The following is a 22,923-nucleotide window of genomic DNA, read 5'->3' as shown; positions in this document are numbered from 1 at the left end:
GTCTGGTGAAGACGGAGGGGATGGGGTTGGTGGTGGTTTTGGTGCAGGTGGTGAATTTGGTGGGGGTTATCAAAGAACTGACCAAACAGGCCAACAACAAGCGGACGTGGGCTCCACTTTACGGTGCATTGGCGACGACTGGGGCGGCGGGTTTTACAGCGGCTCAAAGTCTTGCTGATACAGCAATGAAGGCTCGTAGCACTGCGCTTGTAGCTGCGCTTCAACCTCATGCCTTGCAGCATGTATATGTGCAGATGGGGAAGTTGCATATTGGTTTGGGCATGCTCACCTATGGCTTTGGTCTGGTGGCTTCAGCGATTAGCCTTAAAAATCAATATCAAAATCTGCAGCAGGCAATCCGCAGCGGAAACTATTCGGCAAAGGGCGCGGCTGTACTGAGCACATTGGGTGCTGGTGGAATGACGACCGTCAATGCTTATGGTTTAGGCAACACATTACACGCAGGTTACACAGTACTGACTGCACCAAACAAGGCTGCACGAACAGCCGCCTGGGCCGCCGCTGGCACACGTCTTTCTACCGTGTTTTTCCGCTTTAATCTGGCAGGCGCGTTATTCACAGTACTCGAGTTGAGCGGCACTTGGTTGTTCAATCGCTACAACATTAGTGCTCACGACAAGTGGCTGAAACTCACACCTTGGAGCCGGGACGCAGAGACGCGCGGCGACCATTCACTGGAAGACTATCAAAGTTACCTGGCTTTTCTGATTCACGCGCCTTACGCCCAACTTGGGCCAAACCCATACGACTCCTGGCTGAAGAACTTGCTGTTCAAAGCCAAACCCGGCGATATCCATCTGGTGCTGCCAAGACTGACGTTGAGTGATCTGCTGCCTCCTTTTGGCGGTAAGCCGAAACATCGCTTGGGCATCGGCGCGCACCGTATTTCCATTCCCCTTCACAGTCGAGGAACACCACGGGAGCGCAAGGACGTCATCAGTGATGAAGTTGTCAGGAGCTTACGCATTGTTGAGTCCACTCCAGAAAAACTGGTGCTCTGCCTTCAGTACCCGGTGGATTTCGACTCTGAATTCACTCCGGCGAAAGAAACCCTTGAACTGGCAGTTTGTATTCAAAGAATGAACGCCAAAGGTGAGTGGGCATCGAGAACTCAAGTCATCCATCTGGATCCTCGAAAAGAAGGTCATTTCTCTGTAGTCGTTCCTCAGTTAGTAAAAGAAAATCCACCGGTATTGCTTGTCGAAACCCAGTTCTTGGAGCGAGCCGATCATGCCGAATAGTCTCGACAAGCCAACAGATACTCCGCAGCTTGAACCGCCACGAAAAGCAGGCGATATCGAGCCATTTCCAGGTGGGAAAATTACCTATCTCGCTCCGCTGCCCTTACCAACACCGATGCCACCTTACGGGCCACATATTGGGGAGTTGAATCAGGTGTACATGGATTTTGGTTTGGGATTCCCACAAGTTTTCATGTGGCAAATGACGTTGGGGGGACCATTCAGTGTTGCCTTTTCGGCAGCGTTTCTGCTTCCGCTAATCGGTGGCTTCATGTTCTTTTTATTCGGGCAGGGCTGGGACGACGTTTCTCATGCCATAGAAGGGCTTTTCAATGAAGGTAAAGGGGTTTCATTCTTGGTGGGATGCTTGATGCTCCTTATCGGCCTTTGCGTCTGGCACCACAACCACAAAAAACGCGCCTCAATCATCCCGACCCGCTTCAACCGCCAACGCCGCGAAGTCTGCTTCATGCCCGAAGGCGAAACCGAACCCGTCTTCGTCCCCTGGGAATCCCTCTCCGCCTGGATCATCGAAGCCCAGGGCGCAACCCAATACGGCATCCACCGTCAATACGGCATGGGCATCGGTTTCTACCACGGCGAAACCCTCACCAGCCTCGAATTCCCCTGCGCCGGGCTGCCGCTCGCCATCAGCCATTGGGAAGCCATTCGCGGCTACATGGAGTACGAGGTCAACGACCTCAAATTGATTCAGGATCTGCAAGACCTGCAAGGCCCCGACGACCCGCCCCACGAAGGCCTGCACACCTTTCGCAATGCCCGCACGCGCATGCATCAACAGATCCGCGATGGTTCGCGCACTCGGCTGTCAGGGTTTTTCTGGTACCTGTACCACGTCATGACTCTGTGGACGATTCCCAACCGTCTCGTCGAATGGGAAGTGCGGCGCCTCGAAAGGATTGGCAAACATACATTGCCCGAAGCCATGCGCGAGTGGTCGGAGCCGCTGCCGGAAGATCAATGGGCCAAACCAAGTGAGGAGTTGCTGCGGCTGAGTGAGCAGGTGCGGCAGTTGCAAAAGCGTCAGCCGCAGCGGCCCATCACGGAAATTTTTGCCCAGGTGCAGCGAGTGGCATGAATGCCCGGGATTCGCCCCGGAATGCGCTGCAGATGTAGCCTTCGGTCTCGTTCACGGATTCATCAACTGCTCCGTCCGTCCGGGCATTTTTCAGCTCGATTGAATTTTTGCCATGCGCAACCCCTCTGCTGCTGTAGAGGCGCGAAACAGCGTCCTGACAATCGACCGAGAATATTGCCATGACTGTCCTGACACCCCTGCAATCCGTGCCAGCCCAAGAACAAGCGATCGAACCCGCCGGGAATATCCGTGGCGTCTATGAAGCGCTGCTAAGGGAGGAAAACCCGCAAGCCCTTGCGCAAACGTTCCTGCACCAACAGCTGGAATGTGCCGCGGCGTTGCCCGAAGAGCTGCCGCAAGACCCCTTTACCTGGCACGCCTGGGTCGCCGCGCATTGCGCCGATGTCGCTCGGCAATACGCTGATTATCTGCAACAGCGCAAGGCCGGCGGGCCACGGCAGTTCTTCAGAAACAAGGCTCAGGCGTTGTACTTCCTGCAAGCGGTGGGCCCGACCAAACTGGTCGATGGTGCCTGGTTGTACGGGCTGTTGCAGCATTGGCGCGATCCACGTTTCAGCGGTTTGCTCTGCACCTATCTGGAAGAGCTTGGTGAGGGCAATCCGGCGCAGAACCATGTGGTGATCTACCGCAAACTGCTGGCCGAACACGACCTCGACCACGCCGGTCCCATTACCGATGAGCGTTATCTACAAGGCGCCCTGCAACTGGCGCTCGGCGTCTGCGGCGATGAGTTTTTGCCAGAAGTCATCGGCTACAACCTCGGCTACGAGCAGCTGCCGTTGCACTTGCTGATCAGCAGTTACGAGCTTAGCGAGCTGGGCATCGACCCGTATTACTTCACTTTGCACGTCACCATCGACAACGCCAGCACCGGCCATGCGCAGAAAGCCGTACAAGCGGTACTTGACCTGTTGCCGCTTGAGGCTGATCGCGCCGATTTTCTGCGGCGGGTATCGCTGGGTTATCGACTCAATGATCTGGGGCAGGGCAGTCGCGCGATCATCGAAGGTTTTGACCTGGAAAACGAATTGCTCGCGATGCTCGAGCGCAAGTGCCCGTTCGCCCAGCACATGCACTCGGACTATTGCCGTTTCGAAGGCAAAACCGTCAACCAGTGGCTGGCAGAACCGGCGCATTTGCCGGGCTTCCTGCAAGCCCTGCAGGACAAAGGCTGGATCAAGCGTCATGAAGACCCGCAGGCCAGTCGCTTCTGGCAGTTGATCGACGGCGATGGTGCAGCGATGTTCGGCGTGTTCAGCGCCTACGAGAAACAGCTGGTCCACGACTGGATTGCCGGCGACTGGAAACCGGCGCGAAAAGCCACGGCGTTGCGCCGACACGCGCCGGCCAACTCACCAATTGAGGTGCCTGAACAGGACCCCGACGTGCAGCAGCTCAACGCCGCGCTGGAAGGGCTTGATGGCCACGCACAAATGGCCGCGCTTATTCCGTGGCTGGCGCCGGCGCGGCATGCGCATCCTGCCGGGCTACTTGCCACTCGCCGGTTTATCGAACTCAAATCCCGCCTGCCTTAAGGACATCAGCAATGAATCAGGAAGAACAACTGTCCACCGACGATCTTGCGTTGCTGCAACTGGGCCGGCGCTTGCAGGCTGACGGCTATCGTTTCATCACCCCGACGCCGCTGACCCATCAGCGGGTCAATCAGCGTGACGAAGGCCAGTTCGCCGATTCCCTGCGCGATGTGTTTGGCTGGTCGCGGCCCTTTACGCCGGGCCTGTTGTCTGCCGATGAGCAACGGCAGTTACAGGATGCGCAAGTCATCGATTCCTACGAAGGTCACCTGAAAAGCCGCGTACGCTGGTCGAGCCTCGACGACTTGCTATTCGTGCATTCGGCGTATCCCACCGAGGCCGCGGATTCGGTGTTTTTCGGCCCGGACACCTATCGTTTCGCCCAACTGATTCACGCCCATTTGCAACAGAACTTCGCACCGATTCATCGTGCCGTGGATATCGGCTGCGGTGCCGGCGTAGGCGCCATTCTGATCGGCCGCGCCCGCCGCGAAGCGCAAGTGCTGGCGCTGGATATCAATCCCGCCGCGCTACGCCTGACCACGATTAACGCGGCATTGGCGGAAGTCGCCAACGTCGAAGCCCATGCCAGCGATCTGCTGCAAGGCGTCGACGGCGAGTTCGATCTGATCGTCGCCAACCCGCCGTATATGGCCGATCCCGCCGCGCGGGCCTACCGGCATGGCGGTGGCACGCTGGGCGCCGGGCTGTCGTTGCGCATCGTCGAGCAAGCCCTCAATCGGCTCACGCCCGGCGGCTCGTTGCTGCTCTATACCGGCGTGGCGATGGTCGATGGTCGCGATCCGTTTCTCGACACGGTGTTGCCACGGCTCGATGAAGCACGGTTCGCCTGGACCTACCGGGAAATCGATCCGGATGTCTTCGGCGAGGAACTGCTCAACCCGGGATACCAACGGGTCGACCGGATCGCCGTGGTCGCCTTGACTGTGACTCGTATTGGCTGAAACAGGGCAGGTGCGCCATGAGCAGAAACCTTGACGACTACAACCGCATGCGCGATTTCTCAGCGACGTCGGAGCCAGCCGCGGTCAAGCGTTCGAGCAAGAAGACCACAGCGGATCACGCCCTGCAGTTCTGCATTCAGAAACACGACGCCTCGCACCTGCATTACGACTTTCGCCTGGAGCTCGATGGCGCGCTGAAGAGCTGGGCGGTGCCGAAAGGGCCGTCGCTCGACCCCAAGGTCAAGCGCCTGGCAGTGCATGTCGAAGACCACCCGCTGGATTATGCGACGTTCGAAGGCAGTATTCCCGAAGGGCATTACGGCGCCGGGGATGTGATCGTCTGGGATCGCGGGGTATGGATCCCACTGGAAGACCCGCAAAAGGCCTACGTCAAAGGCAAGCTCAAGTTCGAGTTACAGGGCGAGAAACTCGCCGGGATCTGGAATCTGGTGCGCACGCACATGCCGGGCAAGAAGGAAAACTGGTTTCTGATCAAGCATCAGGACAGCGCCGCCCGCCCGCAGGATGATTACGACGTGCTGGTGGCCGAGCCGGATAGTGTTTTGAGTGAGCGCACTCTGGTCGATAAACCCAAGCTTGCAGCCAGGCAGGTCAAACCCATCGAGAAGCCTGCCGCCAAACCACGCAAGAAAGCTTCGGGCACGCTGACCGGCGCGCACAAGGCGAAAATTCCCGCGCAACTGAAACCGCAACTGGCGACTTTGGTCGACAGCGCACCGGAAGGTGACTGGAGCTACGAGATCAAGTTTGACGGTTACCGGATCATGGCGCGGATCGAGGGTGAACAGGTTCAGCTCTTCACCCGCAACGGTCACGACTGGACGCACAAGTTGCCGAAACAGGCAGAAGCGCTGGCTGCACTGAAACTGGAGTCAGCGTGGCTCGATGGTGAAATGGTGGTCGCCGACGAACACGGCGTGCCGGATTTTCAGGCGCTGCAGAATGCCTTCGACTCCGGCAGCAGTGCCAACATCTTCTATTACCTGTTCGACATGCCGTATCTCAACGGCGTCGACCTGCGCGAAGTCGCTGTCGAGGAACGCCGTGCGGCACTTTCAACGGTGCTCGGTGCTCATGAGCAACCGCTGTTGCGCTTTTCCCAAGCCTTCGACGAAACCCCGGATGCGCTGCTTAACAGCGCCTGTCAGATGCAGATGGAAGGTCTGATCGGCAAACGCCTCGGCTCGCCGTACGTTTCACGGCGCAGCAGCGACTGGATCAAACTCAAATGCAAACATCGCCAGGAATTCGTGATCGTTGGCTACACCGATCCGAAAGGCTCGCGCAGTGCCTTCGGCGCGTTGCTGCTGGGCCTGCATGATCGTGATAGCGGCGAGCTGCGCTACGCCGGCAAGGTCGGCACCGGTTTTAATGAAACCACCCTGAAAAGCATCCTCGCGCAACTCAAACCGTTGCAGGTGAAAAAAGCTGCCGTGGTCAATCCACCGAACGGATTCGAAGCCAAAGGCGTGCACTGGCTGAAACCGAAACTGCTGGCGGAAGTCGCGTTCGCCGAAATGACCAAGGACGGCTCGGTGCGTCATGCCGTGTTCCATGGTTTGCGCGAGGACAAACCGGCCAAGGACATCACTGAGGAGCGAGCGAAACCCGTGAAGACTTCAGAGAGCAGAACCGCCGCGAAGAAAGCCCCGAAAAAAATCGCTGCGAGCAAATCCGAACCGGCGGAGACTGCGCCATCGCAGCTCGGCCTGGCCAGCGGCAAAGTGCGCATTACCCACCCGGATCGGGTCATCGACGCCGTCAGCGGCACTACCAAAATGCAACTGGCCGAATACTACGCCAGCGTCGCCGAATGGATCCTGCCGCAACTCAAGGACCGTCCGGTCGCGCTGGTGCGGGCGCCGGACGGCATCGCCGGCGAACTGTTCTTCCAGAAGAACGCCGAACGTCTGGCGATCCCCGGCATCACCACGCTGGACAAGGATGTCACCGGGCAACCGGTGATGCTGATCAACAACGCCGAAGCGCTGATCGGCGCGGTGCAGATGAGCACCGTCGAACTGCACACCTGGAACGCCACCACGGTTGACCTCGACAAGCCTGACCGCTTCGTCCTCGACCTCGACCCGGATCCGGCGCTGCCCTGGAAAAGCATGGTCGAAGCCACCGCGCTGACCCTCACGGTGCTGGATGAACTGGGGCTCAAGGCGTTTCTCAAAACCAGCGGCGGTAAAGGCATTCACCTGGTGGTGCCGTTGACCCGCAAGCTCGGCTGGGATGAGGTCAAGGATTTCAGCCACGCGATCGTCAGTCATATGGCCAAGCTGTTGCCGGATCGATTTTCGGCGGTGTCCGGGCCGAAAAACCGCGTCGGGCGAATCTTCATCGACTATCTGCGCAATGGTCTCGGCGCAACGACCATTTGTACTTATGCCGCGCGCACCCGTGAGGGGTTGCCGGTGTCGGTGCCGTTGTTCCGGGAAGAAGTGGCCGAGATCAAGGGCGGCAATCAGTGGAATATCCACAACGTCCATGAACGCCTGGCAGAAGTCGGCGACGAGCCCTGGGCGGACATGAAGAAAACCCGCCAGAGCATCACCGCAGAAATGCGCAAACGGGTCGGGATGAAGAAGTGATCAGGTATCGCGCAACAAGTCGTGGGCGTTGAGCAGTTCGAAGGCAATTTCCGGATGGTTTTCCAGGCCCCGGCGAATTGCGGCCGGAATTGCCTGACGCGTCTTGCGACACAGCCCCGGCAGCTCTTCGATCTGAATGGCAATGCCGCGCATCGTGCGCACTTCATTGAAACCTGGGGCAACATCGACACGGATACCCAGTTGTTCAAACATCCGTTGTTGCAGATGCCTGAGGTCGGCCAGATCCTTGAGCATCTCCAGACGCGCGAGCAGACGTTTTTCTTCCTCGCGCGTCAGGCGCAGGATGCGCAGATCCGCACCGGGTTTCTCCAGCAGCGGGTCGCGCCCGCAATTGCAGGCGCCGGGCGGGCAGGGTGAGCGCAACGGCACAGAAGTCGTCATGGCCTCCATCATAGAGGCCGTCGGACATTTTTGCCTATGCGCCGTCAGCAGCCGTCCATCGGCCGCTTCGCATCTGACAGCTACTGATTCAGACCTTCGTAATGCACCAGAATCGCATTGGCGAGGTCTTCATCGCTGGCGTTGATGCCAGGGTTTTCCTGGCGAACCTGTTGCAGCACCGACTCAAGATAAACCCCACGAATGGCCCCGCCACTGGCGACGAATGCAGACAAGTCGTCACGGGCCGGAATCACCATTTTGTGATCCTTGAAGGTCGAGTACAGCGACGCGGAGACACCTGCCGAAGTGGCGACATCGCCCGCATCGACGCGGGCCAGTGCCGAACCGACGGGCAGGCATAAGAGTAAAGAAGAAACGAGCACTAACTTGCGCATGACGGTATTCCTCCACAAGCGCGAAGCAAAAGGGAAGTACTACATAATGTGAGAGGTGCGCGGAGGGCGGGAGTTCCGTGGGAGATTCATATGGAGTGCGGGCAGCGCCGTTGCGGGCTGCCCGTTCCTATATGCAGTGGTCAGATCACGCCACAGGCCATGCGGTCGCCGCCACCGCCAAGGGGCTTGGGCATGTCGGCATGGTTATCGCCGCCGGCATGGATCATCAGTGCATGCCCCTTGATCTCACTGATTTTCTTCAGCCGCGGCGCCAGCACCGGATAGTTGGCGATACCGTCGGCCGTCACGTAAACCGCCGGCAAATCGCCGAGGTGTCCGTCCGCATAAGGACCGAGGTGCTTGCCGGTTTTTTGCGGATCGAAATGACCGCCAGCCGCCAGGGCTGCGCCTTTGACGCCGTCTTTCATACCGGCCTCGCAACTGCCGTTTTCATGGACGTGAAAACCATGCACCCCGGCCGGCAGAGATTTCAGATCGGGAGTGAACAGCAAGCCATACGGCGTTTCACTGATGGTGACGGCGCCAATCGCCTGCGGTGCACCATCGGCGCTGACCAGATTGATGGCGACTTTCTCGCTCGCCGCCTGAGCGGTGCCAATAGCGAGGGTGCCGAGTAGTCCCAACCAGAGTGCGCGTTTCATAAGCGTTTCCTTGTGCTGCACGAGTTTTCAGAAGGACCGACTCAATAGCCTTTGCCCATTAACAGGCGATGAAGGCGCGATCCCGCGGCGTTCAAAGTGAGACTCTTCGCACAATCCGAAAGTTTTGCCGGTGCTGCCGTCCTGCGTTGACATTCGCTGACACGCTCTGGCGCGGCAGATTGGCGCAAATAGGCTTAACTCAAGGTCTGACAGGGCTTTCCAGCGTGCCCGGGGAGGATTTGCAAGGTGTCGATCAAACTGCGTTTAGTGTTGCTGATTGTTACCAGTCTGCTGACAGCCTTGATCATGGGGGTGGTCAGTTACGTCGGTAATGTGCACATGGCTTCAGCGGTCAACGACAACGCCGTCAGCATGAGCGCGCTGCGCAACCACATGGAGGCCGACATGATGCACGATGCCCTGCGCGCCGACGTCTATTCGGCGATGCTGGTGGGGTTAGGCAAAAGTACCGGGACAGCCGCCGAAGTGCGCGACTCGATCAAAGAACACGCCGGGCATTTCCGCGAGGTCCTCGACGACAACCTCAAGTTGCCAATCAACCCGACCCTGCGCACGGCGCTGGAGCAGATCAAGCCGAGTCTCGACACATACATCAACGCCGGTGAGCGGATTGTCGGGCTGGCACTGGACAACCCGGATGCGGCGCAGCAGGAACTCGCTACGTTCAATACCGCGTTCAGTCAGCTCGAAACGCAAATGGCGGCGCTGAGTGAATTGATCGAAACCAACACCCGACAGACCAGCGAAGGCACCGAAGCGGCTATCCGCAATGCCAATCTCGCTCTTGGCCTAGTGCTGATTGCCAGTCTGTTGTTGCTGCTGGCGCAGGGGCGCTGGGTGATGTCGAGCATCCTCGGGCCACTGAAAACGGCCAGCCGGATCGCCGAAAGCATCGCTCACGGCAATCTCAGCGAGTCCATCGCCGAGCCGTCCGGCAAGGACGAGGCCAGCGTCTTGATTCGGACCCTGGCGACCATGCAGCGGGACTTGCGCAACATGATCGACGTGGTGCGCCGAAATGCCCATGGTGTCAGTGGCATGAGCGAGCAGTTGAGCCATGGCTGCCATCAGGTCGCCGACAGCAGCCAGCAACAAAGCGTCGCCGCCGGGACCATGGCTGCCGCCGCCAGCCAGATGACCGCGAGCATCGAGGAAATCACCCGACACGCCGAGCGCGCGCTGGGCATGGCCAACCAGGCCGAGTCATTGGCGAAGAATGGCGGGCAGGTGATCCATCAAGTGGTCAGCGACATGGACGATATTGCCCGCTCGGCGCAACAGTCGGCGCAGGTGATCCGCACGCTGGATCAGGAGTCCGAAGCGATTTTCAACATCATTCAGGTGATCAAAAGTATTGCCGACCAGACCAACCTGCTGGCGCTGAACGCCGCCATCGAGGCCGCGCGAGCCGGTGAGCAGGGCAGGGGCTTTGCGGTGGTGGCGGACGAAGTGCGCAGCCTGGCGGCGCGAACCAGCGCGTCCACTCAGGAAATCGCCGCGATGGTCGCACGCATTCAGCACAGTACTCGCGAGGCCGTCAGCAGCATGGAGGCGGGCGTGGCGCAGGTCGACAAGGGCATGGCGGTGACGGCTGACGTCGAGCGGGCGATTCGGGAAATTCTTGAGGCAACGTTGAGCACTACACAACTGGTCAATGACATCACCCGCACCATCGGCGAGCAGAGCCAGGCCAGCAACGAGATTGCCCATCAGGTGGAGATGATTGCCGGGATGTCCGAGGGCAATAGCCGGGTAATCGGCCAGACGGCGAACACCACAGATGAGTTGTCGAGTCTGGCGGGGCAGTTGGCGCAGTCGGTGGATCGGTTTCGGTTGTGAGTGCTGGAGCAGATGTGCAGTAACCCTGCGAACACCACAGCCCAATGTGGGAGCTGGCTTGCCAGCGATGAGGCCGGCACATTCAATATTGATGTTAACTGACACACCGCTATCGCTGGCAAGCCAGCTCCCACATTGGGCTATGGTGTAAACACAATTGCATTCACAACATCAAAACGATGACTTTAAGCGAGAGGATTCAGCCAAGGGCCGCGCTGGGGTCATGTTCGGCACTTGCCAGCCGATAAGCCCCTGAGCGGAAAAAGACTCTCAAGTCGGGAACAGACGCGCGGGTTTGTCCTGACGTGATATTCTTCGCGCCAACTTGGTTTGACCTTATTCAGTTTGCTTGCCTTTTGGGCGGGCCGACGGAATCCCTGTCGCTCAAGTAGCTGAAGCCAATAATGATAAGAAGTCAGTTCAGAAGGGACATTAACTGAGGTCGATGCGGTACATCGGCCTTGTGTGCCCACCCGTCAAAATTGAAGTGTGCCGGAACCCGCGACGCTAGCCTGAGCGTTGCAGAAGAGGGGCCTCACACGCACAACAGCGGCGGGCGGAAGGCGTTTTATCATAGGTGCAACAGATGTTTAAAAAAGTGAACACAGCCCTGCTGGGTCTGGCTTTGGCGATGGGGATGACATCCGCCAATGCTGACGAAGCAAAGAAAGTCGACGTCCTGCTGATCGGCGGCGGCATCATGAGCACCACCCTCGGTGTGTGGATCAATGAGCTGGAGCCAAGCTGGTCGATGGAAATGGTCGAGCGCCTCGACGGCGTCGCCCTGGAAAGCTCCAACGGCTGGAACAACGCCGGTACCGGTCACTCGGCTCTCGCTGAGCTGAACTACACCCCGGAAGACGACAAAGGCAACGTGACGATCCCGAAAGCGGTCGAGATCAACGAAGCGTTCCAGGTCTCCCGTCAATTCTGGGCCTGGCAGGTTCAGCAAGGTGTTCTGAAGAACCCTCGCTCGTTCATCAACACCACTCCGCACATGAGCTTCGTGTGGGGCGATGACAACATCAAGTTCCTGAAAAAGCGCTACGAAGCCCTGCAAGCGAGCCCGCTGTTCGCTGGCATGCAGTACTCCGAAGACCCGGCTGTGATCAAGAAGTGGGTCCCGCTGATGATGGAAGGGCGTGACCCGAACCAGAAAATCGCGGCCACCTGGAGCCCGTTGGGTACCGACATGAACTTCGGCGAAATCACCCGCCAGTTCGCCGGTTACCTGCAGACCAAGCCTAACTTCAACTTGAAACTGTCCAGCGAAGTGCAGGACATCACCAAGAACGAAGACGGCACCTGGCGCGTCAGCTACAAAAACCTGAAAGACGGCACCAAGACCGAAACCGACGCCAAGTTCGTGTTCATCGGCGCGGGCGGCGGTGCACTGCACCTGCTGCAAAAGTCGGGCATTCCTGAAGCCAAGGAATACGCTGGCTTCCCGGTAGGCGGCTCGTTCCTGGTGACCGATAACCCGGCCATCGCCGAGCAGCACCTGGCCAAGGCCTACGGTAAAGCCTCGGTTGGCGCACCTCCGATGTCGGTTCCGCACCTGGACACCCGTGTTCTGGACGGCAAGCGCGTTATCCTGTTTGGCCCATTCGCGACCTTCAGCACCAAGTTCCTCAAAGAAGGCTCGTACCTGGACCTGCTGACCAGCACCACCACCCACAACATCTGGCCTATGACCAAGGTCGGCATCAAGGAATACCCGCTGGTCGAGTACCTTGCTGGCCAACTGATGCTGTCGGATGAAGACCGTCTTAACGCGCTGAAGGAATACTTCCCGAACGCCAAAGCCGAAGACTGGCGCCTGTGGCAAGCCGGCCAACGCGTGCAAATCATCAAGCGTGATGAAGCCGCCGGCGGCGTGCTGAAACTGGGTACCGAAATCGTTGCTGCACAAGACGGCTCCATCGCCGGCCTGCTAGGCGCATCGCCAGGCGCGTCGACCGCTGCTCCGATCATGCTGAGCGTGCTGCAGAAAGTCTTCAAAGACAAAGTCGCGACCCCAGAATGGCAAGCCAAGCTGCACCAGATCGTTCCAAGCTACGGCACCCAGCTGAACAGCGATCCAGCCAAAGTGGCTGCAGAGTGGGCTTACACCGCCAAGATCCTCGAACTGCCGACACCTCCAGTGATCGGTCAGGCTGCTGCTCCGGCTGCACCTGCGGCTGAAAAAGCTGAAGCTCCGAAGGAAAACGCTGCACGTGACATGGCTCTGTAACCAGACGCCTGACACACAAAGCCCACTGAACCGGCGACGGTCAGTGGGCTTTTTTGTGGCGAAAATCCTGTAGGTGCGGAGTCAGGATCTGGTTTTTGCCAAGTAGGCACCGAGGCGCTGGCCCATTTGTTCACCCAAGGCTTGCAGGCCGCTGAGGGGACGCACCATCACCTCGAATTCGACGATCTTGCCTCGCTCATCAAAGCGAATCATGTCGATGCCTTTGAGCTCCTTCGAACCTATCTTGGCACTGAACTCCAGAATCACATTCAGCCCATCAGCGGTCGAAAGCTCACGGTGATATCTGAAATCCTCAAACACTTCGAACACCGTGTTGAGAATCATCGAAACCACCGGGGCGCCCGGATAAGGCGTGTGTGCCATGGGCGAGCGGAACACGGCGTTGGCATCAAGCAGCGCGGGCAGGGCGCTCAAGTCGCCGGTACGGATCATTTCGTGCCAGCGGTTCAGGGATTCGGCGACATTGGGCCGCAGGTTCAGGTCAGTCATTTGCACCTCTGGATTTTTGTTGTTCTTCGACTCTAGATCAAAGCGCTGTCAGGGCAAACTTAATGTCGCTACTGAATATCACCCTACAGATCAGATTTCATCTGATACGCTTTTTTCGTTTCAATCTGCCTCTGTCATCGGTTCAGATGCAGGATCAAAATGCCGCGGCAGTTCGGTCACTCACGACAAACCTTCATTCCGAAGTGTCCAGTGCACCGCAAGCTCAGCATTGAGGAGAGCAACATGAACAAAATGGCGATTTTCCTGGGTGGCTTCCTGACACTGACCATTCTGATTGGACTGCTCGCGACGATTTCTCCGGTCTGAGATACGGCCACAAGATGATGTCCGGGGTGTGCCGCGCGAATCGTGTTTAAATGCCGCGCCTTCACACCTCGAAATGGACGTCACCCATGGCCGAACAACGGATCCGCGCCCTCGCGCTTTGCGTTTTTCATCACAATGGCAAAATTCTGGTCAACGAGTTTCGTGACCCGGTCAGCCAGCAGACCTGCTTTCGTCCCATCGGCGGCGGTATCGAATTCGGCGAAACCAGCGCCGAAACCATCGTGCGCGAAGTGCAAGAGGAGTTGGGTCTGTCCATGACGGACGTGCGCCTGCTCGGCACACTGGAAAGCCTGTTCATCTACAACGGCAAACCCGGACACGAGATTGTCCAGGTCTACGACGCCAGGTTTGCCGACTCCGGCGTGTACGCGCAGGCACAGATCATTGGCCATGAAAGCGACGGCGCACCCTTTACCGCGCGCTGGCATGACCACTCAAGCTTCAGCGAGCAGGCGCCTCTGGTGCCGAAGGGTCTGGGTGATTTGCTCAAGCGCGCCGGATTGCTCGATTGACTTAGCAGCGACCTCCTTTAAGAACAACGACGCATGGTCTCAACGATTTCGTGCGTACTCGACAAGATCCCTGGGATAAACCATGTGATCGACCCTGCTGTCATCAATGCCGTACAAAAACGCGATGGCCGCGGCTTCAAACGCCCAGTAACCGACATAACTTCCTTCGTCGCCGTCCAGGTGAGAGTCGTACCAGGGCGCGTGGGTGAAGGCGCCATACCATTGCTCGCAATAGGTCGCCAACAAGTCGGCAGCCTCTTGCCTGTCATCCGCGTAAATCGCCTGTATCAACGGGGTGTAGACGTCGTGAAACCACTCATCGATGTCTTCTCTGTCCTCGACTACCTTGCACAGCAAGTCTTCGTAAAGCGCGTCCTGCCCCTTGTAGCCGGAATTGTCGATAAGACGGATAAAGCGCTTTAAGAGGTCGGTTCGATGCAGTAGTACGCACAGGCTGACTACCTGAATGCACTCCTCATATTGATCAAGCCAGGTATCGATGGCCAGAGGCGAGATATCGACTATCTGTTCACTGATTGCCAGTTTTTGCTGGCGCACTTCGTATAGCGAGATCAACTCTTCGAGAAGGGGTTGCAGCGCAACGAATTCGACACCCGCGGTGTAGGAGATCAACAGCTTTTTAAAGGCCACGCTTCTGAAATGGCTCGCTCGCAGAGAGGCTTCCTGTTCGGCAGAGTCTGACTCAAAGGTGTGGTGCTCCCAGAACTCTCTGGTCTCTACGCTGTAGGCCAGAAAGTCCTTGTATCGGAAGTCGCTGAGAAACTGTTTGTTCTTGTTCATCAGTGTTCACATGTTGCTGAGCGCCGCGCGTATTGGACCAGATCCCTGGGATAAACCATGTGATCGATCCTGCTGTCATCAATGCCGTACAAAAACGCGATGGCAGCGGCTTCAAACGCCCAATAACCGACATAACAGCCTTCTTCACCCTGCAAGTGCGTGTCGTGCCACGGGGCGTGTTCAAAGGCGCCGTACCATCCTTCGCAGTACTGTTGCAGCCGGGACGACGCCTCTTCGGGCGTATCGACGTAAACCGCTTGAATAAGGGGCGTATAGACGTCGTGGTACCACTCATCAATATCGTGACGGTCAGGCAGCACCTTCTTCAGCAGATCTTCATAGAGCGTGTCGTCACCGGCGTAACCCGCCTGGTCGATCAGTTTGACGAAACGCGCGAGCAAATCATGGCGGTGCAGGAGAACGCACAGTCCCATCACTTGAACCGCTTCTTCGTATTGATCGGGCCAGTCATCGATGGCCAGCGGAGAGATCGTTGGTGATTGCTCGTAGTCAGCGAGCGTTTGCTGGCGCACTTCGTACTTGTCGAGCAGGTCTTCAAGCAGGGGAATCAGACACTCGACGGGCGCACCAGCGGTGTAGGTTACGATCAACCTGTCAAGTGCGAGGGTCTGAAAGTAGCTGGCACGCAGCGACGCTTCCTCAGCATCTGTGTCGGATTTGAATCGGTGGATCTTGAAGAACTCGATGACTTCATCATGTTCTTTGAGAAAGTGCTCGTACTGGTTTTTACCGAGGAATTCCTGGCGTCGTTTCATTGTTGTCGCGTCCCTTGCGTCCCGTGGAAAAGCGGCGGGATGGTGCAGCAATCCAGACGCTGGATCAAGGATTCAAACGCGGGATCAGTGCCCCTAGTCGTTTTGCGTGGCCGGGCCTTTGCGGCGCTCAGCACCGTCCGGATTGCCAACGTCCAGCAACCTTCTTTCCACCAATACGTTTTCCAGCGCCTGACGCTCGACCGGCGCCATTTGGTGCTCGCGTTTTTTCAGCTCCAGCAGGATAGGGCTGGACCAGGTGCGATAGGTCTGTTCGATGTTGCGGCGGGACGTCATCAGTCTCTCCTTGATGAAGAGCCCGGTGTTGCGGGCAGGGGCTCAATCCGATGAGGTATTAACCTTAGTCGACAAACCGGGAAGCCGCTAATGCCCAGGACTTTGTGGGAGCTGGCAAGCCAGCTCCCACAGGGTTACTCATCGAATGGGGATCAGTCGTCGACCTTCATCATTTCCTGCACACCTTCCCACGCTTCGGCACGCATGCGCTCGATGTCCAGGCCGGGTATCACGCCGTTATCCACGACGACCCGACCGCCGACCAGACTGTATTTCACCGTGATCGGTTCGCCCGCCACCACCGGGGCGACGGCGCTGTCGTGGAATCCGTAGAACCGTGGATGGTCGAGGCTGTAGATCACCAGATCGGCCGCCTGGCCTACTTCCAGCGTGCCGACGGCGCCGAGTCCCAATACCTGCGCGCCACCCGCCGAACCCCAATGGATCACATCTTCCGCGGTAGTCGCCGAGGCGCCTTGTTCGGCGCGGTGGATCAGCCACGCGGTGTTGGCTTCGCCGACCATGCTCCCGGATTCGTTGGAGGCCACGCCGTCGACGCCGAGGGAAATCGGCACGCCGGCCTCGTACATTTGCGGCACAGGCGCGACGCCGCTGCCCAAGCGTGCATTGCTCACCGGGCAGTGGGCGATGCCGGTGCCGGTCTGGGCGAGCATGCGGATTTCACTCGGTTGCAAATGCACGGCGTGGGCGAACCAGACGTCAGGGCCGAGCCATTCGTGTTCGGCGACGAACTCCACCGGCAGGCAGTTGTACTTTTCCCGGCAGAAATTCACGTAGTTTTGCGTTTCGGACAAGTGCGTGTGCAGGCGCAAGCCGAGGCCGCGCGCGGTATGAGCGAGTTCGCGCAGCAGGGTGGGCGGCAGCGAGAAGGTTGGCGTGGTCGGCGCGACCACGACGCGGCGCAGCGCATCCGGGGTGTCCTGGTGATACCGCGATTTCAGCCGCTCGATATCGCCGACCATCTGCTCGAGGCTTTCCGGTTGTAGTGCGGTTTTCGAGAAGCCCGGATGCGCGCTCGCCGACTCCAGCGCACCACCCCGGCAGAGTACGAAGCGCAGGCCGAACTCGTCGGCCAGATCGAACAGCAAATCGCCGGTCTCGGTGCTGCCGTGGGCGTGGTAGAGGTAGTGGTGATCGGCGCAAGTCGTCACGCCGGACAGCAACAACTCGACCATGCCCAGCCGTGCGGCGATCCGCGCCAATTGTGGCGTGAAGCGATTAAGACGTGGGTAAGGCACGCTCGCCAGCCAGCCTTGCAGGTCCTGATTCAGACCTTCGGGCACGGCTTTGAGCAGGTTTTGGAACAGGTGATGGTGGGTGTTGATCCAGCCCGGGTAGACCACGCTGTTGCGCGCATCGAGCACCCGCTCACCGGGTTGCGGTTCCAGGTGGGCGGCCATTGCGGCGATGCGCCCGTTGACCACGCGGATGTCTACGGCACCCGCTCGGGCACGCGGGCCGCGCAGGCCGGTCATCACCGCGACCGGGTTTTTGATCAGGATGTTTTGCAGTTGCGTCATGGCAGGCTCCAGTTCAGAGAATGTGCGAGGCGGATTTGCTGGCGGTGGTTTCCGGCACGCTGACGCCATTCAGCGCGGCGTTGAGCAGTACCGACACCAGGCAGGCGATGACCACGCTGCTGTGCAGAAACGGCTGCGACCACTCGGGTAATTGTTTGAACAGGGTCGGCGCGAGCACCGGCACCAGTGCGGCGGCGATGGTGAAACCGACGATCAGCACGTTGTAGCGATTGCGCTCGTAATCGACCTTGGCGAGGGTCTGAATTCCCGCCGCCGCGACCACGCCGAACATGGCGATCCCGGCGCCGCCCAGTGCGGCAGTCGGCATCGAGGCGATGATCGCCCCGGCCTTCGGCACCAGGGCAATCGAGCACATCAGCAAGCCGCTGACCGCGACCACCCAGCGGCTGCGCACGCCGGTCAGGATCACCAGGCCGACGTTTTCCATGAAGGCAATAAACGGGAACGCGGCGAACATTCCGGCGATGGTGCTGGCCAGACCATTGGCGCGCAGGCCGTTGATCACCTGTTTGTCTTCCACCGGTTTTTCGACGATGTCGCCGATGGCCACGAACAAGCCCATCGATTCGACCATCTGCACGATCATCACCACCACCATGGTCGCGATGGGGATCAGGCTGAAGGTCGGCAATCCGAAATAGAACGGGTAGGGCACGGTCAGCCACGGCGCTTCTTCGACGCTGTGAAAACTGCCCATACCCAAGCCGTACGCCAGACCGGCGCCGATCAGCATGCCGATCAGCACCGCCATATTGCGCAACAAAGGACTGCCATAACGGTTGACCAGCAGAATGGTCAGCAACACCACCACCGCCACGCCGAGAAACGCCGGGGCGCCGAAGTTGCTGGCGTTGCGACCGCCTCCGACCCATTCATAAGCAATCGGGAACAGTTGCAAGCCGATCACGGTGACGATGCAACCGGTGACCACGGGCGGGAAGAATCGCCGCAATCGGCCCACGAACGGCGCCATCAGCATGGTGAAAATCCCGGCACCGATCACCGCCCCGCAGACCCCGGCAAATCCCACCTCCGGGTTGCTGCCGATGGCGATCACAGGTCCCACGCTGCTGAAGGCCACGCCTTGCAGAATCGGCAGGCGTACGCCGAATTTCCAGAAGCCGACGGTTTGCAGGATGGTGGCAATGCCGGAACAGAACAGTGTTGTGCTGATCAGCACCACCGTGTCGGCGTGGGACATTTTCAAGGCACTGGCGACAATCAACGGCACGGCGATGGCGCCGATGTATGAGACGGCCATGTGTTGCAGGCCGAGGGTGAGCATTTGTCGCACCGGCAAAATCCGGTCGACGGGGTGCACGGCGGAGGAAGGAGTGGCTGACGACATGGGGAAACACCTCTGGCTGTTTTTATGCGGTTGAGAGGGGTATTCGTCTGATGCCTTTGGATCCGGGAACACTGCAGATCTTTTGCTGGAATGAGGTCATCTGTTCAGAGGAGAACCTGTGGCGAGGGGATTTATCCCCGATCGGCTGCGCAGCAGTCGCAAATCCAGCGAATGCGGTTTGTCTGATAAACCGCGAGTTCAGGTTTTGGGGGCGCTTCGCACCCCATCGGGGATAAATCCCCTCGCCACAAATTAACTGCCTCCCCACAGATAAGTTGCCTCAGCACAGGACCTCAACACAGGGTTTACTCCACAGATTTCAGTGTCATTGGGCATCAGTCATTCGTGCCCGGAACCGCCATCCACCGGCTCCGATGCCTTGTTCAGCCTGCCAGGCAGGCGGCAAAGCCCTGGTTCAGGGCCGCGCGATCCAGGTCGCGGCCGATGAATACGATCTTGCTTGAGCGCGGCTCACTGCCCCACGCGGTCGAGGCGCGGAACTCAACCAGGCTGTGCACGCCTTGCAGCACGTAGCGCTGGTCTTCGTTGGCCACCGCCAACACGCCTTTCATGCGGTAGAGGTTGTCGGCCTGGGATGAACGCAGTTCGCTGATCCAGCGGTGGAACGCCATCAGGTTGACCGCGCCGTCCACGGCGATGCCCACCGATGACACGCTTGGGTCGTGTTGGTGATCCTGCTCTTCAATAGAGTGCTCTGCGTGATGGTCATGGCCATGCTGATCGTGATCGTGCTGGTCCGCGCCGATTTCCATCAGTTTTTGCGTGCACTCGAAGGCGCCGATTCCGAGGATCTTGCTCAGGTCGATTTGCGCATGGGTCGAGGTCACCAGATCCGCTGTGGCGTTCAAGCCCCGGATCTTGCCGCGCAGGGCTTCCACCTCGTCGCTGCTGACCAGATCGACCTTGTTGATGACGATGCGGTCGGCGCAAACAATCTGATCCACCGCCTGATTGTCGACGCCGTCCAGTTGCAGGTCCTCCAGATGCTGGGCGATATGTTTGGCGTCGACCATGGTCACGATGGCGTCGAGTTCGACTTCCTCGGCAATCGGGTCATTGATGAAAAAGCTCTGTGCCACCGGGTACGGGTCTGCCAGGCCGCTGGTTTCGATGAGGATGTGATCAAGGCGTACCGGGCGCGCCACCAGTTCGCGGACAATGCGCACCAGGTCCTCGCGAACCTCGGCGGTGCAGCACACGCAGCCATTGACCATCTCGTAGATTTCTTCTGTTTCGGAGCTGAGCACCAGATCACCGTCGATGCCGACCTCGCCGAATTCATTCTCGATCACGGCGATCTTGCGCCCGTGGTTTTCCTTGAGGATGTAGTTGAGCAGGGTAGTTTTACCGGCACCGAGGAAACCGGTGAGGATGGTCACGGGGATTCTGGTGTTCGGGGTTGGGGCGTTGAAGGGAGTATTCATTTGAGGCTCCTTGATGATTTACCGGTGCACGATGAAATGAGTGATGACGCTTTCTGTGGGAGCTGGCTTGCCAGCGATGGCGGTGTGTCATTCACCAGTGATGCCGACTGACCTATTGCTATCGCTGGCAAGCCAGCTCCCACAGGGGCCGGGGTTTTCTCTCCAGCGTGTGGCGACGCCCGCATCCAGGCCGAACAGGTCGAGCACGCGGCCGAGGCTGTGGTCGACCATCTGCGCAAGGCTTTCCGGGCGGGCGTAGAAGGCCGGCACCGGCGGTGCGATGATTCCGCCCATTTCGGTGACGGCGGTCATGTTGCGCAGGTGGGCGAGGGTCAACGGGGTTTCGCGGGCCATCAACACCAGGGTGCGGCGCTCCTTGAGGGTGACGTCGGCGGCGCGGCCGATCAGTCCCGATGAGGTGCCCGTGGCAATCTCCGCCAGCGTCCGCATCGAGCACGGCGCCACGACCATGCCCAGACAGCGGAACGAACCGCTGGCTATCCCGGCGGCGACGTCGTCGGCGCGGTGGTAGTGGCTGGCCAGCGCGGTGACGTCGGCGAGTTTGTAGTCGGTTTCGTGAGCCATGGTCAGCAGCGCGGCGCGGCTGATGATCAGGTGGCTTTCGATGTTCAGCTCATTGAGCAATTGCAGCAGGCGCACGCCGTAGATGAAGCCGGACGCGCCGCTGATGCCGACCACCATCCGTTGGCGGTTCACGATTCAAGACCCCTGAGCAACACCCGGGCGCGTTCGAGGACATCCTGATCGAGCTGCGCCTTGATCCCGTCAAAAGCCGAACCGCGTGTGGCGTCCAGGCCCATGCGTGAGGTGGTGCCGTTGACCGAGGACGACGGATCCAGCGGGCTGCCGGGCAAACCGTCGATGGTGAAAATATCAAGGTGCGGCTGGAAGTGCGTGGCCAGTGCCCACAACACCTGGCTGTCATCGCTGATGTCGATATCGCTGTCCACCGCGATCACGGTTTTCAGGTACGGGTCCCAGCCGAGCAGCGCCAGCATGATCTGCCGCGCCTCGCCGTCGCGGCTCTGATCCAGCGCCACGTAGCAATGAAAATGCGTGCCGGAGTTCGGGTAATGCACGGCGGTGACGGCGGGGAAGCGGGCCTTGAGCTTCTCGCTCATTTCCGCTTCACGGGGCAGACGGGCGAGAGTCAGGTGTTCGGCGTAACGGCCACCCATCACGTCCACCAGCCACGCATCTTTGCGCCGCAGCAGAGTGTCGACACGCAGCACGTTGTTGGTCGAACGATCCGAGGAGTAACCGCTGAACTCACCGAACGGACCTTCCTCGGCATACGCCGCCGGGTCAATTGCACCTTCGAGCACAAACTCGGCGTAAGCCGGGACACCGATGCCGTAGCGTGGAGTTTTCACCAGCTCCAGCGGCGCGCCGAACAGTCCGCCCGCCACTGCCCGTTCATCACTGCCGTAGGGCAAACGCGCTGCAGCGGCAAGCATGAACAGTGGGTGCGCACCCACCACCATCGCCACGCGCAATTCTTCGCCGCGTTCGCGGGCGGTCTGCAGCATCCGCCACAGGTGGCCGCGCGAGTGCAGGCTGGTGGCGAGGGCCTGACGGGCATGGCGCATTGAGCGGTGGTAGCTCATGTTGGCGATGCCGGTGAGCGGGTCTTCGGCAATGATGATCGCGTTGGTGATGTAAGGCCCCCGGTCACTGTCGAAATGCTTGAGCATCGGCAGCAGCGCCAGGTCCAGCGCCTCGCCTTCGAACACTTCATCGAGGATCGGGCCGGTGTCCACATAACGTGGCGGGATCGGCTGGTTGGCGCGGCTCTGGAAGGTTTCGTGCAGTTGCGCCGGGGTGACGCCGAACAGTCGGGCGATGCGAGTGCGGGAGGCGAACAGGTTGGTCGCCACCGGCACTTTCAGGTCGCCGACGTTTTCGCAGATCAGCAGCGGATCGCGGCCCTGAGCGGCGAGGGCATCGACCAGGGCGGTGACGTCCTGATCGGCGGAAATCGGTTGGGTGATGGTCAGCACATCGTCCGGAAACTCACGACGATAGGCGTCGATGAAAGCGTGAAAGTCTTGGGAATCGCCGAGCGTCGAACGGGTCATGGTTTCACCTCGTAAAAAGCAGGCACGCAGGGGTGAGAGGGCGTTCGATCGAGCAGCCGTTGGCCTGCCGGTCGAGGGAGCGCCGGGTCATCTTCGTGCCTGTAAAGTCGCTGTGTTGCCCACATGAAACACTGGAGATCCCCTGTGGCGAGGGCCTTTGTGGCGAGGGGATTTAT

The 22,923-nt window shown here is 59.3% G+C and carries 20 protein-coding genes and 2 pseudogenes; 10 read left to right on the top strand and 12 right to left on the bottom strand.

Annotated features, from left to right (window positions below):
* The 5 genes and pseudogenes from AC3WMT_RS08520 to ligD form a co-directional block, all read left to right on the top strand.
* A pseudogene (locus AC3WMT_RS08520) lies at window positions 1–1,262 on the top strand (toxin VasX); the annotation flags it as partial.
* Window positions 1,252–2,361 (top strand): hypothetical protein, encoded by a 1,110-nt coding sequence (locus AC3WMT_RS08515; RefSeq protein ID WP_103303294.1) that lies wholly within the window; start codon window positions 1,252–1,254, stop codon window positions 2,359–2,361. The pseudogene AC3WMT_RS08520 and the gene AC3WMT_RS08515, both read left to right, overlap by 11 nt.
* Before the next feature lie 179 nt (window positions 2,362–2,540).
* Entirely contained in the window at window positions 2,541–3,917 is a 1,377-nt protein-coding gene (locus AC3WMT_RS08510) for an iron-containing redox enzyme family protein (protein WP_103303295.1), read from the top strand.
* Between the two features lie 11 nt (window positions 3,918–3,928).
* The gene (locus AC3WMT_RS08505; protein ID WP_103303296.1) at window positions 3,929–4,882 is read left to right on the top strand and encodes a methyltransferase; all 954 of its coding nucleotides are present in this window, start codon (window positions 3,929–3,931) and stop codon (window positions 4,880–4,882) included.
* A gap of 17 nt (window positions 4,883–4,899) precedes the next feature.
* Window positions 4,900–7,500, top strand: a complete 2,601-nt coding sequence (gene ligD, locus AC3WMT_RS08500) for a DNA ligase D (protein WP_103303297.1) — start codon at window positions 4,900–4,902, stop codon at window positions 7,498–7,500.
* Here the strand turns inward: ligD and AC3WMT_RS08495 are convergent, their stop codons facing one another.
* The 3 genes from AC3WMT_RS08495 to sodC form a co-directional block, all read right to left on the bottom strand.
* Complete coding sequence (locus tag AC3WMT_RS08495) at window positions 7,501–7,902, bottom strand: hypothetical protein (RefSeq protein ID WP_177431376.1); 402 nt, start codon at window positions 7,900–7,902, stop codon at window positions 7,501–7,503. It abuts the gene before it with no gap.
* 80 nt (window positions 7,903–7,982) lie between these two features.
* Window positions 7,983–8,297, bottom strand: a complete 315-nt coding sequence (locus AC3WMT_RS08490; protein WP_103303299.1) for a DUF2388 domain-containing protein — start codon at window positions 8,295–8,297, stop codon at window positions 7,983–7,985.
* A 140-nt stretch (window positions 8,298–8,437) separates the two neighbouring features.
* Window positions 8,438–8,959, bottom strand: a complete 522-nt coding sequence (gene sodC, locus AC3WMT_RS08485) for a superoxide dismutase family protein (protein ID WP_103303300.1) — start codon at window positions 8,957–8,959, stop codon at window positions 8,438–8,440.
* Between the two features lie 246 nt (window positions 8,960–9,205).
* On the opposite strand from sodC, the pseudogene AC3WMT_RS08480 reads away from it, so the two are divergent.
* From AC3WMT_RS08480 to mqo, 3 genes and pseudogenes are all read left to right on the top strand, one after another.
* Window positions 9,206–9,961, top strand: a pseudogene (locus tag AC3WMT_RS08480) (MCP four helix bundle domain-containing protein); the annotation flags it as partial.
* The gene (locus tag AC3WMT_RS08475; RefSeq protein ID WP_401299990.1) at window positions 9,956–10,819 is read left to right on the top strand and encodes a methyl-accepting chemotaxis protein; all 864 of its coding nucleotides are present in this window, start codon (window positions 9,956–9,958) and stop codon (window positions 10,817–10,819) included. The pseudogene AC3WMT_RS08480 and the gene AC3WMT_RS08475, both read left to right, overlap by 6 nt.
* A 586-nt stretch (window positions 10,820–11,405) precedes the next feature.
* Window positions 11,406–13,052 carry a malate dehydrogenase (quinone) gene (gene mqo, locus AC3WMT_RS08470; protein ID WP_103303302.1) on the top strand — a complete coding sequence of 549 codons (1,647 nt, stop codon included), beginning with the start codon at window positions 11,406–11,408 and terminating at the stop codon, window positions 13,050–13,052.
* An 81-nt stretch (window positions 13,053–13,133) separates the two neighbouring features.
* On the opposite strand, the gene AC3WMT_RS08465 is transcribed toward mqo, so the two are convergent.
* On the bottom strand, window positions 13,134–13,562 hold the full coding sequence (locus tag AC3WMT_RS08465; RefSeq protein ID WP_103303303.1) for a nuclear transport factor 2 family protein: 429 nt from the start codon (window positions 13,560–13,562) through the stop codon (window positions 13,134–13,136).
* A 159-nt stretch (window positions 13,563–13,721) separates the two neighbouring features.
* Here AC3WMT_RS08465 and AC3WMT_RS08460 point away from each other — a divergent pair, with 159 nt between their 5' ends.
* Window positions 13,722–13,889, top strand: coding sequence for a hypothetical protein (locus AC3WMT_RS08460; protein WP_177431377.1), 168 nt, complete (start codon window positions 13,722–13,724; stop codon window positions 13,887–13,889).
* Window positions 13,890–13,975: 86 nt separating this feature from the next.
* Entirely contained in the window at window positions 13,976–14,422 is a 447-nt protein-coding gene (locus AC3WMT_RS08455) for an NUDIX hydrolase (RefSeq protein WP_103303304.1), read from the top strand.
* A gap of 39 nt (window positions 14,423–14,461) precedes the next feature.
* On the opposite strand, the gene AC3WMT_RS08450 is transcribed toward AC3WMT_RS08455, so the two are convergent.
* The 8 genes from AC3WMT_RS08450 to AC3WMT_RS08415 all read right to left on the bottom strand — a co-directional run bounded on the left by AC3WMT_RS08450 (window position 14,462) and on the right by AC3WMT_RS08415 (window position 22,747).
* Complete coding sequence (locus AC3WMT_RS08450) at window positions 14,462–15,223, bottom strand: PoNe immunity protein domain-containing protein (protein WP_103303305.1); 762 nt, start codon at window positions 15,221–15,223, stop codon at window positions 14,462–14,464.
* Complete coding sequence (locus AC3WMT_RS08445) at window positions 15,223–15,999, bottom strand: PoNe immunity protein domain-containing protein (protein ID WP_103303306.1); 777 nt, start codon at window positions 15,997–15,999, stop codon at window positions 15,223–15,225. The genes AC3WMT_RS08450 and AC3WMT_RS08445 overlap by 1 nt, the downstream gene beginning before the upstream one ends.
* Window positions 16,000–16,092: 93 nt before the next feature.
* Window positions 16,093–16,293 carry a hypothetical protein gene (locus AC3WMT_RS08440; protein ID WP_103303307.1) on the bottom strand — a complete coding sequence of 67 codons (201 nt, stop codon included), beginning with the start codon at window positions 16,291–16,293 and terminating at the stop codon, window positions 16,093–16,095.
* 152 nt (window positions 16,294–16,445) lie between these two features.
* Window positions 16,446–17,834: an amidohydrolase family protein gene (locus AC3WMT_RS08435; RefSeq protein WP_103303308.1), complete on the bottom strand. Its 1,389-nt coding sequence runs from the start codon at window positions 17,832–17,834 to the stop codon at window positions 16,446–16,448.
* Between the two features lie 13 nt (window positions 17,835–17,847).
* A complete protein-coding gene (locus AC3WMT_RS08430; protein ID WP_103303309.1) occupies window positions 17,848–19,203 on the bottom strand; it encodes a nucleobase:cation symporter-2 family protein in 1,356 nt (451 codons plus the stop codon).
* 383 nt (window positions 19,204–19,586) lie between these two features.
* On the bottom strand, window positions 19,587–20,648 hold the full coding sequence (locus tag AC3WMT_RS08425) for a CobW family GTP-binding protein (RefSeq protein ID WP_103303310.1): 1,062 nt from the start codon (window positions 20,646–20,648) through the stop codon (window positions 19,587–19,589).
* An 87-nt stretch (window positions 20,649–20,735) separates the two neighbouring features.
* Window positions 20,736–21,350, bottom strand: coding sequence for a UbiX family flavin prenyltransferase (locus AC3WMT_RS08420; protein ID WP_177431383.1), 615 nt, complete (start codon window positions 21,348–21,350; stop codon window positions 20,736–20,738).
* An 11-nt stretch (window positions 21,351–21,361) separates the two neighbouring features.
* On the bottom strand, window positions 21,362–22,747 hold the full coding sequence (locus AC3WMT_RS08415) for a UbiD family decarboxylase (protein WP_103303312.1): 1,386 nt from the start codon (window positions 22,745–22,747) through the stop codon (window positions 21,362–21,364).
* Window positions 22,748–22,923: the final 176 nt, after the last annotated feature.

It is taken from the genome of Pseudomonas sp. FW305-7, from assembly GCF_058786735.1.
The sequence above is the reverse complement of the archived record's forward strand: the minus strand, read 5'-3'. Positions and strand labels throughout refer to the sequence as shown.

Coding starts and splice junctions, on each gene's coding strand:
- AC3WMT_RS08515 (WP_103303294.1), top strand. CDS start 1,252: ATGCCGAATAGTCTCGACAAGCCAACAGATACTCCGCAGCTTGAACCG.
- AC3WMT_RS08510 (WP_103303295.1), top strand. CDS start 2,541: ATGACTGTCCTGACACCCCTGCAATCCGTGCCAGCCCAAGAACAAGCG.
- AC3WMT_RS08505 (WP_103303296.1), top strand. CDS start 3,929: ATGAATCAGGAAGAACAACTGTCCACCGACGATCTTGCGTTGCTGCAA.
- ligD (WP_103303297.1), top strand. CDS start 4,900: ATGAGCAGAAACCTTGACGACTACAACCGCATGCGCGATTTCTCAGCG.
- AC3WMT_RS08495 (WP_177431376.1), bottom strand. CDS start 7,902: ATGACGACTTCTGTGCCGTTGCGCTCACCCTGCCCGCCCGGCGCCTGC.
- AC3WMT_RS08490 (WP_103303299.1), bottom strand. CDS start 8,297: ATGCGCAAGTTAGTGCTCGTTTCTTCTTTACTCTTATGCCTGCCCGTC.
- sodC (WP_103303300.1), bottom strand. CDS start 8,959: ATGAAACGCGCACTCTGGTTGGGACTACTCGGCACCCTCGCTATTGGC.
- AC3WMT_RS08475 (WP_401299990.1), top strand. CDS start 9,956: ATGCAGCGGGACTTGCGCAACATGATCGACGTGGTGCGCCGAAATGCC.
- mqo (WP_103303302.1), top strand. CDS start 11,406: ATGTTTAAAAAAGTGAACACAGCCCTGCTGGGTCTGGCTTTGGCGATG.
- AC3WMT_RS08465 (WP_103303303.1), bottom strand. CDS start 13,562: ATGACTGACCTGAACCTGCGGCCCAATGTCGCCGAATCCCTGAACCGC.
- AC3WMT_RS08460 (WP_177431377.1), top strand. CDS start 13,722: ATGCCGCGGCAGTTCGGTCACTCACGACAAACCTTCATTCCGAAGTGT.
- AC3WMT_RS08455 (WP_103303304.1), top strand. CDS start 13,976: ATGGCCGAACAACGGATCCGCGCCCTCGCGCTTTGCGTTTTTCATCAC.
- AC3WMT_RS08450 (WP_103303305.1), bottom strand. CDS start 15,223: ATGAACAAGAACAAACAGTTTCTCAGCGACTTCCGATACAAGGACTTT.
- AC3WMT_RS08445 (WP_103303306.1), bottom strand. CDS start 15,999: ATGAAACGACGCCAGGAATTCCTCGGTAAAAACCAGTACGAGCACTTT.
- AC3WMT_RS08440 (WP_103303307.1), bottom strand. CDS start 16,293: ATGACGTCCCGCCGCAACATCGAACAGACCTATCGCACCTGGTCCAGC.
- AC3WMT_RS08435 (WP_103303308.1), bottom strand. CDS start 17,834: ATGACGCAACTGCAAAACATCCTGATCAAAAACCCGGTCGCGGTGATG.
- AC3WMT_RS08430 (WP_103303309.1), bottom strand. CDS start 19,203: ATGTCGTCAGCCACTCCTTCCTCCGCCGTGCACCCCGTCGACCGGATT.
- AC3WMT_RS08425 (WP_103303310.1), bottom strand. CDS start 20,648: ATGAATACTCCCTTCAACGCCCCAACCCCGAACACCAGAATCCCCGTG.
- AC3WMT_RS08420 (WP_177431383.1), bottom strand. CDS start 21,350: ATGGTGGTCGGCATCAGCGGCGCGTCCGGCTTCATCTACGGCGTGCGC.
- AC3WMT_RS08415 (WP_103303312.1), bottom strand. CDS start 22,747: ATGACCCGTTCGACGCTCGGCGATTCCCAAGACTTTCACGCTTTCATC.